This window comes from Nocardia amamiensis NBRC 102102 (assembly GCF_001612745.1).
GTDB classification, from domain to species: domain Bacteria; phylum Actinomycetota; class Actinomycetes; order Mycobacteriales; family Mycobacteriaceae; genus Nocardia; species Nocardia amamiensis.
Genome location: NZ_BDBA01000258.1, coordinates 1 through 13949 on the forward strand (window position 1 = coordinate 1; position 13949 = coordinate 13949).

General features: G+C 66.7%; 16 protein-coding genes. 12 read left to right on the forward strand and 4 right to left on the reverse strand.

Translation table 11 applies throughout. The features are described from left to right. Window positions 1-246: 246 nt before the first annotated feature. A complete protein-coding gene (locus NA4_RS33950) occupies window positions 247-804 on the reverse strand; it encodes a hypothetical protein (RefSeq protein ID WP_067479481.1) in 558 nt (185 codons plus the stop codon). 114 nt (window positions 805-918) lie between these two features. Then, window positions 919-2097 (reverse strand): hypothetical protein, encoded by a 1179-nt coding sequence (locus tag NA4_RS42955; protein WP_067479483.1) that lies wholly within the window; start codon window positions 2095-2097, stop codon window positions 919-921. 278 nt (window positions 2098-2375) lie between these two features. Between NA4_RS42955 and NA4_RS33960 the strand changes: the two genes are divergently transcribed. From NA4_RS33960 to NA4_RS33975, 5 genes are all read left to right on the forward strand, one after another. Further along, window positions 2376-2741 carry a group I truncated hemoglobin gene (locus NA4_RS33960; protein WP_067479485.1) on the forward strand — a complete coding sequence of 122 codons (366 nt, stop codon included), beginning with the start codon at window positions 2376-2378 and terminating at the stop codon, window positions 2739-2741. A gap of 63 nt (window positions 2742-2804) precedes the next feature. Continuing rightward, complete coding sequence (locus tag NA4_RS40980) at window positions 2805-3029, forward strand: hypothetical protein (protein WP_157129463.1); 225 nt, start codon at window positions 2805-2807, stop codon at window positions 3027-3029. Between the two features lie 229 nt (window positions 3030-3258). Further along, window positions 3259-3453, forward strand: coding sequence for a hypothetical protein (locus NA4_RS33965; RefSeq protein ID WP_067479487.1), 195 nt, complete (start codon window positions 3259-3261; stop codon window positions 3451-3453). Between the two features lie 366 nt (window positions 3454-3819). Next, window positions 3820-5010, forward strand: a complete 1191-nt coding sequence (locus tag NA4_RS33970; RefSeq protein WP_067479489.1) for a globin domain-containing protein — start codon at window positions 3820-3822, stop codon at window positions 5008-5010. Continuing rightward, window positions 5007-5840 carry a DivIVA domain-containing protein gene (locus NA4_RS33975; protein ID WP_067479491.1) on the forward strand — a complete coding sequence of 278 codons (834 nt, stop codon included), beginning with the start codon at window positions 5007-5009 and terminating at the stop codon, window positions 5838-5840. The genes NA4_RS33970 and NA4_RS33975 overlap by 4 nt, the downstream gene beginning before the upstream one ends. A gap of 86 nt (window positions 5841-5926) precedes the next feature. On the opposite strand, the gene NA4_RS33980 is transcribed toward NA4_RS33975, so the two are convergent. Together NA4_RS33980 and NA4_RS33985 are read right to left on the reverse strand one after the other, a co-directional pair. Continuing rightward, window positions 5927-6946 (reverse strand): Gfo/Idh/MocA family protein, encoded by a 1020-nt coding sequence (locus NA4_RS33980; RefSeq protein WP_067479492.1) that lies wholly within the window; start codon window positions 6944-6946, stop codon window positions 5927-5929. 58 nt (window positions 6947-7004) lie between these two features. After that, complete coding sequence (locus NA4_RS33985) at window positions 7005-8009, reverse strand: LacI family DNA-binding transcriptional regulator (RefSeq protein ID WP_067479494.1); 1005 nt, start codon at window positions 8007-8009, stop codon at window positions 7005-7007. Window positions 8010-8097: 88 nt separating this feature from the next. On the opposite strand from NA4_RS33985, the gene NA4_RS42270 reads away from it, so the two are divergent. From NA4_RS42270 to NA4_RS34020, 7 genes are all read left to right on the forward strand, one after another. Beyond that, window positions 8098-8304, forward strand: coding sequence for a hypothetical protein (locus NA4_RS42270; protein ID WP_067479496.1), 207 nt, complete (start codon window positions 8098-8100; stop codon window positions 8302-8304). A gap of 177 nt (window positions 8305-8481) precedes the next feature. Further along, on the forward strand, window positions 8482-9378 hold the full coding sequence (locus NA4_RS33995; protein ID WP_067479498.1) for a TIM barrel protein: 897 nt from the start codon (window positions 8482-8484) through the stop codon (window positions 9376-9378). A gap of 18 nt (window positions 9379-9396) precedes the next feature. Further along, window positions 9397-10398: a sugar ABC transporter substrate-binding protein gene (locus NA4_RS34000; protein ID WP_084497702.1), complete on the forward strand. Its 1002-nt coding sequence runs from the start codon at window positions 9397-9399 to the stop codon at window positions 10396-10398. 17 nt (window positions 10399-10415) lie between these two features. Beyond that, on the forward strand, window positions 10416-11465 hold the full coding sequence (locus tag NA4_RS34005) for an ABC transporter permease (RefSeq protein ID WP_067479502.1): 1050 nt from the start codon (window positions 10416-10418) through the stop codon (window positions 11463-11465). After that, window positions 11462-12244, forward strand: coding sequence for an ATP-binding cassette domain-containing protein (locus NA4_RS34010; RefSeq protein ID WP_067479504.1), 783 nt, complete (start codon window positions 11462-11464; stop codon window positions 12242-12244). The genes NA4_RS34005 and NA4_RS34010 overlap by 4 nt, the downstream gene beginning before the upstream one ends. After that, entirely contained in the window at window positions 12241-13179 is a 939-nt protein-coding gene (iolC, locus tag NA4_RS34015) for a 5-dehydro-2-deoxygluconokinase (protein ID WP_067479506.1), read from the forward strand. The genes NA4_RS34010 and iolC overlap by 4 nt, the downstream gene beginning before the upstream one ends. Window positions 13180-13321: 142 nt before the next feature. Next, window positions 13322-13949, forward strand: a 628-nt coding sequence (locus NA4_RS34020; RefSeq protein WP_245671711.1) for a thiamine pyrophosphate-binding protein, incomplete at its 3' end; no start/stop codon positions are given.

Consider the following 13949-nt stretch of genomic DNA (forward strand, 5'->3'; position numbering starts at 1 on the left):
CTTAGCCGACTCTCCGGTGATGGATGAGATGGCCCGGCCTTTGGCCTGACGGGCGATGCAGCTCGAGAGCAAGAGTGATAGTCGTGGCGCGGGCCAATGGCACGTCGGATTGCCGCACCCCTACTCTGCGACGCACGGTGACGACGAGACCATGACGAATCGCACCTTGTTCGGCACTCTGCCTGCGTCCCTGAGTGCTTGAACCGCGAATCCTCTGGGGTCGGAGTACACCCGGTTGTTCAGACGTCAGTCGAGGCGCAGACCGAACTCATTCACCAGCGCCAGCGCCTGCTCGTCGGTGGCCAAGACGTAGTAGTTGGTCCCCGGCTCATCGAGCTCGACCGACCGGAACGTCCTGTGATCATCCGCACCGGGCGGATTGAGATCGCCAATGTAGGACAGGATGCTCATAAAGTCCAAATAGCCGTCGAAATCGTGTTGCAGTGACCACTCGACAACCGAGCCGTTGCATACGAACCGGAGGATCGCCCCACCGTCCGGATCGCTGTTCAGTTCGACATCGTCGACGACGACGGCTCCGCCGGTGCAAGCTGCCGCATCGCGCAACAGGTACTCGTAGCTGCCCTCCAGATCGTCGACTTTGTCGCCGTGCACCCCGATCGCCACCCCGAAACATTCCAGTGCATCGGACAAGTATTCGCCGTCCAACTCGTTGTCCAGCCCGTCGTCGTCCAGCTCGTCGATGTCGCGGAGCACCCTGTGCGCGGTATCAGTCGAGATCATGCCGAGCGAAATCAATCGCTCGGCGAGGGTGTTGTATGTCGCCTTGTGCTCTGTTGTCACCGCCGTAGCCTGACAGCGTTGATGCGGCGAGCGCAAGCCGTGACCACGACGTGGCGACCGACAGGATAGGGGTACGCCACCGCCAGCGCAGACATCGACAAGTGGCGTCACTGATCATCGAGGTGGGAGCCCGAATTCGGTTCGGACCGCGGCGAAGAGGACATCGACATCCGGCCCGAAAACAATGGCTGTTTCGTGCAGGGTCGTGATCGCCGCATCCCTGGCATCGGGTTTCGTCGCGTCGACGATCGTCGGCAGGGCGAAGGACGGCCGGTGGATCGGACCGAGGTCGAAGGGATTCGTCGCCGACTCGCGTGAGCCGGCGACGAGTGATCCGACGATCTCGTTTCCGTCCTCGTCCACCGGACCGAAATCCTCCTCGTGCAAACGGGTGAACGCAGCCTCCATGTCGTCGAACGGCTGCGGCAGCCGCGAGCCCTCGCGCAGGGCACTCAAAGCCCTTTGTATCCACGGTCTTTCGGCGATTTCTGCCTTGTCGCAGGCCTGGACTGCAGACCAGCGTGCCAAGCGCCGCAGATCTTGCTCGTCCATTGTGGCGATCGCCTCGGCGAGTGGGCGGTCGTAGCGGGATACTTCCTCGGCACCGGAGAGATCCCGCAATTCTTCGATCGGATCTCCGCCCCACTGCTTTCGCTCGAACGCCGCGGCTCGCTCCGGCAACTCTGAAAGGTGCAGATGATGGACACCGTCTTCATCGAAAACCGTGACCCACTCCGACTCTTCGGGTTCTGGCGAGGTAGGGCCGTCCGGGATCGGAACATTCTCCGGCACACCGTATCCGGGCATATTCCACTGCATGGCGAGCAGCGGTTCACTGCCGTCATCCGGCCAGAGCCGGATCCGCCACACATCGCCGGGTTCGGTGGACCCAGGCCAGCCGTAGTTGACGAATCCGCGGCCACTGACCTCGATCAGGTAGTCACCCTCCGGAACCTCACAGTCCACCGCACCGTCTGTCGGTGACGACAGGGACAGGAATCCCTCGGGACTGACGCGCAGCCGCGCCTCGCATACCTGTTGCCACTGGTCCCGATCGCCGGGCGGCCGGGCTCCCCACACTTGCACCGTCACCGGCATCCGGAAGTTGTTCTGGTGCGGGTTGAGCACCACCATGGCCAGACCATCCGAGGCATAGGGCTGTGCGGCCAGCGCGCGATCGAGGAGGTCGGGTTCGCTATCCGGATCTCCCAGGCCACCATCGATACAGAACTGTCCGTAGTCCATGAACAGCTCCACCGTTTCCTCGCTGACCGGACGTGCCGCTTTGCTCATCGCGCCATCGTGACACGAGCGCCCGGCCGCTGCGGCCGGCGACAACGCGCTCCTCGATTCCGACGATGGCGTTTCCCTTGGAGCCCAAGGCTTCCAGGCGTACGGCGTACCCATTCTCGCGTTGTGGGTGACTACTCTCCCCGGTACGCTACCCAGTGGTTTCCAGTGGCGTACCGGACGGTTCCATAGGAGCGCCCCCACCCCGGGTAAGGCGCCTTCATGATCGGTCGGCATTCAACGGCACGGATGCCCAGATCCACGTGCAGATAGGGGACGTAATGACCAGTATTTACGAGAAGATCGGCGGAGCCGAGGCCATCGAGGCCGTTGTCGCCGACTTCTATGTCCGCGTCCTCGCAGACGATGAGTTGGCCGGGTTCTTCGAGGGCATCAATATGTCCCGGCTTCGTGGGCGTCAAGCGGAGTTCTTCGCTGCGGCGCTCGGTGGTCCCGATCCCTACACAGGTGCCCCGATGGATCGCATTCACCAGGGTAGGGGAATTACGATGCACCACTTCGGACTCGTGGCCGGTCATCTGACCGATTCGCTCACGGCTGCAGGTGTTCCCGGCGAGACCGTGGAACAGATCATCGGCGTGGTGTCGAATCTGGCATCGGACATCGCCAGTGGTTCAGCAGCATGACCAGTTGATGTCGTTGTCTCGCCGGTGATCGAGTGGCGTCGCGCGCGTGACGTGGGGCGTTGAATGCATTGGCGGGCAAGACAACTCGACCGCACACCGAGCCACCACCCTGCGGCGGCCGATGCGGCATCCGGCTGCCTGACCGCCGCCGGGCAGGCCGCGGTCGAGCTGCGCGGCGGTCGATTGGGTGGACAAGTCGCCGACGCAAGTGTGGGCGATCCTGCTGGACGAAGTCAGGTGCCTGTGGTCGACCTCGACCATGTCCCGGCTGCCGCGCACCTATGGTGAGGTGTGTGAACGTCGCCGCCGGGCCACCCACGGGGCGGACCAAGCCGGAACCGGTGGCCACCGGCTCGAACCACGTTTGGAGCTGGGACGCAACGCGATTACCCGGACCGTTCGAGAGCGTGCTGCTTGTGATGCTTGACACCTTCTCCCGCGAAAAACCATCAATCGGAAGGCGATTCCGACCGAATCACCTTGGATCGCAAAGCAATTCCAGCTCGATGCGATCGCCGTGAACGACGGGATCGTGCCGGACCACATCCACGTCGGCAACGACGGGTCGATGACCGGCAAACCGGTCGCTGAACTGCTGGTCCGACCTGCACATCACCCGATCTCTCACTCGCGTCCGCACGTGTCCGATGACAACCCCTACAGTGAGGCGAATTTCCAGACATTGCCACCATCGACCACCCTATGCGATTGACACTGCTGAGCGGCGCGCACGATTGCGAGAGGCTTTGTCCGAGCTGCTGATCAACGTAACCGGCTGTAAACAGAAACATTCCCGTTTGCGTCAGGCTGCAGATCGTGAGAAGTTCATGCCGTGGTTGAGCGACACGGCGTCGAGGCGGGCGCCCCGCGGCCCCCTGTGCGGTCTTGGAACAGTTCATTGCCAACCTTGTCTCATCCGAGAGCGAGCAATGATACGAGGCCGCTGTCTCCAGGAGGTGCGAGTGAGTTCGAAATCATCACCGGCACCCAGGGATCGAGGTGTTGCCGCTCGGACATCCGGCGTCGAAACCTGTTGCGTCGGTGCAGGATCGATCGACAGATGAGCTGGTGATCAGGCATGGATGTCGCAGCGCTCAAAGAGAGCTGGCTCAAGGTTGAGAAGGTCAGCGACGAAGCGGTCCTGTACTTCTACTCGCATCTGTTCATGACGCACCCCGAAGTCCGCGATCTGTTCCCGGTGTCGATGGCCGCCCAGCGCGGCAAATTCTTAGCGGCGCTCGGCCGCATTGTCAGCAATGTCGACCGTGTTGCCGCCGACCCCACCTTCGTGCGGCAACTTGGCCGCGACCACCGCAAATTCGAGGTCGTCGCCGACCACTACCCGGCGGCCGGCGCGTCACTGCTGGCCACCCTGCAGTACTTCCTCGGCGCGGCGTGGACCGACAGCCTGGCCTCCGACTGGGCCGACGCGTACGGCGTGGTCGCCCAGATCATGATGATGGCGGCCGAGGAGGACGAGGAAAGCGCCCCAGCCTGGTGGGAGGCGGAGGTCATCGCCACCGAGCGCCGCGGTATCGACGTCGGGTTGCTGCGCATCCGGCCCACCCAGCCCTACAACTACATCGCCGGACAGTCCATGGCCGTGGAGATTCCGCAGCGTCCGCGGCTGTGGCGCTACTACACCCCGGCCAACGCACCTCGACCCGACGGAACCCTCGACCTGCATGTGCAGATCGTGGCCGGTGGACAGGTCAGCGCCACCCTCGCCCGGACCGTCGCGGTCGGCGACACACTGCGGCTCGGCGCGCCGATCGGGACCGCACTCACCCTGCCTGCGGACTTCCGCGGGGATCTGCTGATGGTGGCGGGCGGCACCGGGCTCGCCCCCATGACCGCCCTGATCGAACAGCTCGACGAGAGATGGCGCACCACTGGCGAGGCCACGAATATCCATCTCTTCCACGGGGTCCGGACCCAGTGGAACATCTACGACCACGCCTTCCTGTCCGAGCTGGCCAGGACCAGGCCATGGTTGCGCTACACCCCGGTGGTATCCGAAGACCCGCTCTACCCGGGTGCGCGGGGTCTGGTCGGCACGGTGGCCGCCCAGACCCAGCACTGGCAGGGCAGGACCGCACTGCTTTGCGGCTCCACCGCGATGGTGGAGCACGCCGCCGGTGAACTGCGGCGCGCGGGCATGCCCGACTCGGCCATCCGATTCGAGAACCTCGACGGCCGCACCCCCGAGGACACCACACCGAATACCTCCGCGGCTCCGGCGGAGATTGCGCACGAGGTAGCGACATGACGCTGAAGGCACGTGAAATCGAGAACGCGAGATTCAAAAAGTCGGCACTGGGTCGCCGCGGGTACGACGAACACGAAGTCGACGAATTCGTCCGGCGGGTGGCCCGTGAGGTTTCCCGGCTGAACGCGGCGAACAAACGGCTGACCCAGCAACTGGACTTCGGCGACGAGAAGGCGCTGCTCGCCGACAACAACTATCTGGCTCACCAGGTTGCGGACCTCGAGCACCGGGTCTCCATGTACAAATCGGCGCTCGGCGATTCGGCCACAGTCGAATACCTGCGCACCGAGCTGGCGGAACTGAAGCGCGAGAACGCGCAGCTGCGCGAGGATTCCCAGCGCGATGTGCTCGGGGTGAACGTACGCGCGGTGAACATGCTCAGCCAGGCGCAGATCACCGCGGAATCCACGGTGGCCGAAGCCGAGATCTATGCCCGCGAGCTGGTCGCGCACGCCCGCGAGCAGTACGCAGAAATTCTGCGGCAGGCCCAGCAATCGGCAGCCCGCGCGGCGGACGGCATCGCCGCCGTGGTGGCAGATCCCGCAGGAAATTCCGATCCCCTGCCCGCGGAGATCGAGTACATCCGCACGTACGCCCAGATCGCGGAAAAGCAGATGCACACGATCGTCGAGGCGCTGTTCATCGAGATCGACAAGCTCGGAAGCGAACAGGCGCGACCGCATCGCGACGCCGAACCTCCCGGAAGCGGACTGAACAACTTCGAGTCCAGCGCACCGGCCCCGACACAGCTGCCGCCTCGGACACCGCAAGACGCGCTGGAACCCGCGGCACGGTCAACAGCGGTGCGCTCCGTTGACCGGGGCTATTGACCGCGGGTGAACGGCTCGGAAGTGCCTGTCAACAACAGATTCAACTCCGGCTCCTGGACAGCAACGCGTAGTTGCCGGTGTGGAGATCAGTGCCGTACTTCGGCTATCTCAACAGCGCGGCCTTCGCGCCGGGACAGTTCGCACGCCTCGGCGACGTAGGAAGCTTCGAGAGCGTCCAGTGGACTGCAAGGATTGTCGAGTTCGCCGTTGACGACCGCGACGAAGGCGGACAGTTCCGCTGCGTATGCCGGACGAAACCGCTCCATGAAGCTCGCGTAGGCAGGGTAGGGGGAGGGGGCGTAATCGCCTTCGACCGATGTGAGCGGCGATCGGTCGTCCAACCCCACGATGGCGTTTCCCTTGGAACCCAACGCTTCCAGGCGGACGTCGTAGCCCGCGCCGTTGTAACGGGTCAACGAGACGGTGGCGAGTGCACCGTCGTCCATGCGCAGCAACACCGCGGCGGTGTCGACGTCACCAGCTTCGGCGAAGAACTCTTCTCCCCGGTTTGCCCCGAGGGCGTACACCTCGGTGATCTCCCGGCCGGTGACCCATCGGATGATGTCGAAATCGTGTACCCCGCAGTCGCGGAACAACCCACCGGACCGCGGAATGTATTCGGCGGGCGGCGGTGCGGGATCGAGAGTGGTGGCGCGCAACGTGTGCAGCCAGCCGAGTTTGCCGGAGCGGATCGCTTCGCGCGCAGCGCGGTAGCCCGCGTCGAAGCGGCGTTGGAAGCCGATTTGGACGGGGACGGGGGAGTTCTGGATGTGGTCGATGACGGCGAGGGTGCCGTCGATGTCGGCGGCTACCGGCTTTTCGCAGAAGACGGGGATGCCCGCCTCGACGGCTCGGATGATGAGTTCGGGGTGGGAATCGGTGGCGGTGGCGATGATCAGGCCGTCGAGGTCGGCGGCGAAGAGGGCGTCGAGGTCGGGGGCGAACTCGACGCCGAGGTGGATGGCGGTGGTCCGGGCGCGGTCGGCGTCGGCGTCGGCGACGAGGACGGTGGCGACATTCGGCAGCTTGGTCAGGGTTTCGGCGTGCGAAGTCCCGATGCGGCCGGTTCCGGCTAGGCCCAAGGTGACGGCTCGGTGGGATGACATCGGCTCTCCTAAGCGGTGGAATCGCGACCTGTGGGCGGACGCGGGGCTCGGCGGTGGTTCAGCGACCGGGCGCGGCGGTGGTCGAGCGGACGACGAGGGAAGGCTGGAGGCGGCGGCGGACGGGGGCGGCGCGGCCGTCGCGGAGCCGTTCGGCGAGCGCCTCGATCGCGAGGCGGCCCATCTGGATACGGGGCTGGTCGATGGTGGTCAGGGCGACGTGGCGCAGCGCGGCCAGCGAGGTGTTGTCGTAGCCGACGATCGAAACATCTTCCGGGACGCGCAATCCCGCTTCCTCCAGCGCGGACATCGCGCCCACGGCATTGAAGTCGTTGCCGCAGACCAGCGCGGTGGGAAAGGTGTCGCGGGAGAACAGGTTCAGCAGTTTGCGTACCGCGGCCATGCCTGCCGAGTCGGTGTGCTCGCTCGGCACCACCATCGGCTCCAGGCCGTGGCGCTGCATGGCGGCTCGGTAGCCCTTGCGGCGCGGCGCCGAGGTGAAAGCGCCGCCGCCGTCGAGATGCACGATGCGGCGATGTCCGAGCGAGACCAGGTGATCGACGGCGAGTGCGGCGCCGATCTCGCCGTCGTCGTTGACCGTGTCGATGTCGGCGACGGTGGAGGTGCGGGAGACCAGCACCAGCGGGGCTTGGCGTGCTGCTTCGCGAATCGCGGCCGCGGGCAGGATCGGGGACAGCAGGATGATGCCTCCGGGCCGGAAGGACAGCAGGCTCTCCAGCGCGGTCCGCTCACGGGCGGCGCTGCGGCGGCCGGTGTTGAGGATCAGCTCGAGATCCGATTCCTGCGCTGCCGCGTCCATGCCTTCGACGACGTCGGCGAAGAAGGCGTTGCGCAGGTCGGAGACCATGACGCCGACGATGTTGGACGTCCGGCTGGCCAGTGAACGCGCCATGATGTGCGGTTGGTAGCCGAGGTCTTTCGCGGCGTCCAGCACCGCACGGCGGCGGTGCTCGCTCACCTTGGGCGAGTTGCGCATGACGAGCGAGACGAGGGCGCGGGAAACGCCTGCGCGCGCGGCGACGTCTTCCATCGTGGGTCGCGCCATATCGCCTCCGTTTCTCGTTCGTCTGCCTGTCGGAATTTCTGGGCCTGTCCGGCTTATAGGAGCTCGCCGGGTCGGTCGGCCTGCTGGTGTGCTGGACCTGCCGGACTTGCCGGACTTGCCGGACTTGCCGGACCTGCCGGACCTGCCGGACCTGCCGGACCTGCCGGACCTGCCGGACCTGCCGGACCTGCCGGACCTGCCGGACCTGCCGGACCTGCCGGACCTGCCGGACCTGCCGGACCTGCCGGGTCGGACGATACAAGCCCGGGGCACTCAAATCAATAGAGCGCTCTAATCGGACTTTCCGGATGGCCCAGCTACCTCGCGTTTCCGGTAAATACCGGAATATTAGCTGGTAGTAGCGATTTCTTCGACGAAGCGAAAGCTCTTGACACACTATGACCTACGTTACATAGTTGGAGCGCTCCAATAGAGCGGAGTCAACTCGACATCGAAGGTCGGAGAAGTGCCGATGACCGAACCCCGCTACCCGCTGCGCATCGCGGGCGCGCCGATCTCCTGGGGAGTCTGCGAGGTCCCGGGCTGGGGCCACGTGCTCGACGCGCGCACTGTTCTGTCGGAGATGGCCGCGCTCGGCCTGTCCGCCACCGAACTCGGCCCACCCGGCTACCTGCCGCGCGATCCGGATCACCTGCGACGGTTGCTCGACACCTTCGGCCTGACAGCGGTCGGCGGATTCCTGGCGGTCGTCCTGCACCGCGATCCGCAGGACGCCATCGAGCGCGCCGAGGACAGCGCATCGCTGCTGGCCGCAACGGGCGCGGAAGTCCTCGTACTCGCCGCCGCGACCGGACTCGGGGGATACGACGCACGCCCGCAACTGGGCGACACGGAATGGCGGACCCTGGTCGACACGGCCTCCGCGATCCGCGACATCGCCGCCGAGCACGGTCTGCGCACCGTCCTGCACCCGCATGTCGGCACCCACGTGGAGCGCGAACCGGAGGTCGAGCGGTTCCTCGCCGACTCCGATCTCGACCTCTGCCTGGACACTGGACACCTGCTCATCGGCGGCACGGACCCCGTGCGGCTCGCGCGGCGGCATGCCGAGCGGATCGGGCACATTCACGTCAAGGACGTGCGGGGCGCACTGGCCGACCAGGTGCGGGGCCGGGACCTGGAGTACAGCGAGGCGGTGCGTCGCGGGCTCTATGTCCCGCTGGGGGAGGGCGATGTCGATATCGCGGCGCTCGTGCGCGGCATGCAGGCCGCGGGCTATCGGGGCTGGTATGTGCTGGAGCAGGACGCCGCGCTGCGGCCGACCGACTCGGCGCGGCGGCCCAGTGCCGACACCGGACGCAGCTTGCGCTACCTGGCGGATATCGCGCTCGCCGCGGCAGGAATCTAGTGGGAAGCGATGACAACGATGTCTGTGAGACCACAACGCGGTGCGACGGCGCGGCGCTTCAGCCGCTTGCTGCCCTGGGCCGCCGCGGCCGCCCTCCTGGCCGCGTGCAGCGGCCCTGGCGCCGACGCGCCTGCCCCCTCGCAAACGCCGATTGCCGCGGGAACGGTGAGCTCGGTCGCGGTCGTCACCCATGGCAGTCCCGGTGACGCGTTCTGGAACGTCGTCAAGAACGGAGCGGAGGCGGCGGGCAAGGATCTCGGTATCCGCGTGGAGTACAACGCCTCGGGCGATCCCGGTCAGCAGGCGAAGCTGATCGATAACGCGGTCGCGCAGGGTGTCGATGGCCTCGTCGTCTCGATGGCCAATCCCGAAGCGCTGCGACCGTCCGTGGAAAAGGCTGTCGCCGCGGGCATTCCGGTGGTGACGATCAATTCCGGTGAGTCCGAGAGCGCGAAGTTCGGCGCGTTCGTCCATGTGGGTCAGAGCGAATCGCTGGCCGGGCAGGCGGCAGGTCGACGCCTTGCCGACGCCCGGCGCACCAAGATGCTGTGCGTCATCCACGAGGCGGGCAATATCGGCGCGAACGAGCGCTGCGCGGGCGCGACGAAGGCATTCGGCAATGCCACCACGCTTCAGGTCGACATCAACAACCCGACCGACGCGCAGTCGAGGATCAAAGGCGCGCTGGAGGCGGACCGATCCATCGACGCGGTCCTGACGCTGAACTCCCAGGTCGCCGCGCGGGCCGTCGACGCGGTGCGGGAGGCCGGGTCGGCCGCCACCGTCGCCACTTTCGATCTGAATTCCGATGTGGTGGAGGCGATCCGGGCGGGCAGGCTGCTGTTCGCCGTCGATCAGCAGCAGTACGAGCAGGGCTACCTGCCGATCGTGCTGGTGCAGCTGTATCGGACGAACCTGAACACCGTGGGAGGCGGCACGCCGGTGCAGACCGGCCCCGGCTTCGTCGACAAGAGCAACGTCGATGCCGTCGCCGCGCTCGTCGCGCAGGGCACGCGCTGAGGCCGGGAGTAGATGAAATGACCGTTGCGACAAAGACATCCGACACGACGAAGGAGCGATCGGCGGGTCTCTCGCCACTCCAGCGGCTGGCCGTGCGTCCGGAGATCGGCGCGGCGCTCGGCGCGCTACTGGTGTTCGTGTTCTTCTCGATCATCACCGACCGCTTCCTGAGCCCGCTCGGCGTGGCGACCTGGTTGGACGACGCGTCGACGCTCGGCATCATGGCGGTGGCCGTGGCCCTGCTGATGATCGGCGGCGAGTTCGACCTGTCGGCCGGCGTGATGACCGCCTCCACCGCGCTGGTCACGGCATTGCTCGCGGTGCACGCCGGGTGGAACGTGTGGTTCGCGCTGCTGGCCTCGCTGGTGTTCGCGCTGGTGGTCGGCGCGTTCAACGGCTGGGTGGTGATGCGAACCGGCCTGCCCAGCTTCATCGTCACGCTGGGCACGTTCCTGGCATTGCAGGGCCTGAATCTGGGCGTGACGCGGCTGGTCACCGGCACGGTTCAGGTGTCGGGTGTGCGGAGCGCGGACGGCTACCAGTCGGCGGGCTGGGTGTTCGCCTCGACACTCGACATCGGGGAAGCGCACATCCAGGCGTCGGTGGTGTGGTGGGTCGTGCTGACCGCCCTCGCCGCGATCATCCTGGTGCGCACCAGGTTCGGCAACTGGATCTTCGCGGTGGGCGGCGCGCTGCCGAGCGCCCGCGCGGTGGGTGTCCCCGCGGACCGCACCAAGATCCTGCTGTTCATGGGCACCGCGTTCGCGGCCTGGGTGGTCGGTTCCTGCAACATCCTCCGGTTCGCGAGTGTGCAGGCCAACCAGGGCGTCGGGCTCGAACTGCACTACATCATCGCCGCCGTGGTGGGCGGTTGCCTGCTGACCGGCGGCTTCGGCTCGGCGGTCGGCGCCGCGATCGGCGCCCTGATCTTCGGCATGGCGCGCCAAGGCATCGTGTTCGCCCGCTGGGACAGCGACTGGTTCATGCTGTTCCTCGGCGTGCTGCTGCTGGCGGCGGTGCTGGTCAACAACAGATTCCAGAAACGAGCCGAAAGGGTGCGCCGATGACTTCCCTCATCGAGGCCGTCGACCTCGGCAAGAGCTATGGCGGCGTGGTCGCGCTGCGCGAGGTATCCACCGTGGTGAACGCGGGCGAGGTGACCTGCGTGCTCGGCGACAACGGCGCGGGCAAGTCGACGCTGATCAAGATCCTGGCCGGGGTGCACCAGCACGACCGCGGCGAGTTGCGCGTCGAGGGTGGAACGGTCCGGTTCTCCTCGCCTCGGGAGGCATTGGATCGCGGCATCGCCACGGTGTATCAGGATCTCGCGGTGGTGCCGCTGATGAGCGTGTGGCGCAACTTCGTGCTCGGTTCCGAACCCACTGCCGGATACGGACCCTTCCGGCTGCTGGATCGCAAGAAGGGCCAGGAGATCGCGCGAACGGCTTTGGCGGACATGGGAATCGACATCCGAGACTTGGAGCAGCCGGTCGGCACGCTGTCCGGCGGCCAGCGGCAGTGCATCGCCATCGCGCGTGCTGTGCACTACGGAGCGAAGGTGCTGATCCTCGACGAGCCGACGGCCGCGCTGGGTGTGAAACAGGCCGGTGTGGTGCTGAAGTACGTCGTGCAGGCGCGTGAACGCGGACTCGGCGTCGTGCTCATCACGCACAACCCGCACCACGCCTATCCGGTCGGCGACCGGTTCCTGTTGCTGAAGCGAGGCGCGATGCTCGGTTCGTACGAGAAATCCGAGATCGACCTGCCGGAATTGACCCGCCAGATGGCGGGTGGGGTGGAACTGGACGCCCTACAGCACGAACTGCAGCGGGTGGTGGACTCGTGACCGAACTCGAGGCGCTGACCATCGGCCGGGTCGGGGTGGACCTCTATCCGGAGCAGAGCGGCGTCGCCTTGGCGCAGGTGCGCAGCTTCGCGAAGTTCCTGGGCGGCACGGCGACGAACGTGGCGGTGGCCGCCGCCCGGCTGGGCAGACGCTCGGCGGTGCTCACCAAAGTGGGCCCCGACGGCTTCGGCGATTTCGTGCGCAGCGCACTGGACGGTTTCGGCGTCTCCTCCCGTTACGTGACGACCGCGCCCGGCCTGCAGACCCCCGTGGTGTTCTGCGAGCTGACCCCGCCCGCCGATCCACCGCTGTTGTTCTACCGAACGCCGATCGCGCCGGATCTCACCATCACCCCGGAGGAAGTGCCCTGGGACGTGGTGGATTCCGTGCCGCTGCTGTGGGTGACGGGCACCGGTGTGAGCGCCGAGCCGGGCCGCGGCACGCAGCGTGAGATCCTGCTGCGGCGCGCACGACGTGGGCACACCGTGCTCGACCTGGACTACCGGCCGATGTTCTGGCCCGATGCCGACACCGCGCGGGCCGAGATCGGCTGGATGCTCGACCACGTGAACGTGGTGGTCGGCAACCGCGCCGAGGCCCAGGTGGCGGTGGGCACCGCGGACCCGGACGCGGCGGCCGACCGGCTGCTCGCACGTGGTGTGCGCCTCGCGGTGATCAAGCAGGGCGCCGAGGGGGTACTGGTTGCCACCGACTCCGAACGCTGGACCGTGCCGCCCTGCCGAGTGGAGGTGGTGTGCGGGCTCGGCGCGGGCGACGGATTCGGCGGCGCATTGATCCACGGTCTGCTCTCGGACTGGGACCCGCGACGCATCGCCACCTACGCCAACGCGGCCGGCGCTCTGGTGGCCGCACGTCTCGCCTGCGCCGACGCCATGCCGACCGCCGCGGAAATCGAGGAACTGCTGTGCAGGTGACCGACGAACGCCGTCGCTACCTGACGCGGGTCTGGGCAACGGACGTCGCGGCGGTCGAGCGGCCCTCTGTGGAGGCCGTGTGTTGGAGCGGCGAACCGATCGACACCTGCTGGCCGGTCACCACTCACGAAGGAGGGATCGGATGAAACTGACGGCGGCGCAAGCGCTGGTGACCTGGTTGGTTGCCCAGCGCTCCGAAACACTCGACGGTCGCGAGGTGCCGCTCTTTCCCGCCGTTTTCGGGATCTTCGGGCACGGCAACGTGCTCGGCCTCGGTACCGCGCTCTACGAACGGCGCGACGAGATCCCGGTCTGGCGCGGGCACACCGAAGAGGGGATGGCGCTCGCGGCCGTCGGCTATGCCAAGGCCACGCACCGGCGTCAGGTCGGCGTCGCGACCTCCTCGATCGGTCCCGGCGCGTTGAACATGGTCACCGCGGCAGGCGTCGCGCACGCGAATCGCCTTCCTCTGCTGCTGCTTCCGGGCGACACCTTCACCGGCCGCGCCCCGGACCCGGTCCTGCAGCAGGTCGAGCACTTCGGCGACGCCACCGTCACGGTGAACGACGCGTTCCGCGCGGTGAGCCGGTATTTCGACCGCATCACCCGCCCGGAACAGCTGATGTCCACCCTGCCCCAGGCGGTTCGGGTGCTCACCGATCCGGCCGACGCCGGTCCGGTCGTCCTCGCGCTGCCGCAGGACGTCCAAGCCGAAAGCTACGACTTCCCCGACGCGCTCTTCGCACCGGTGATGCACCGCTTCGCGCGGC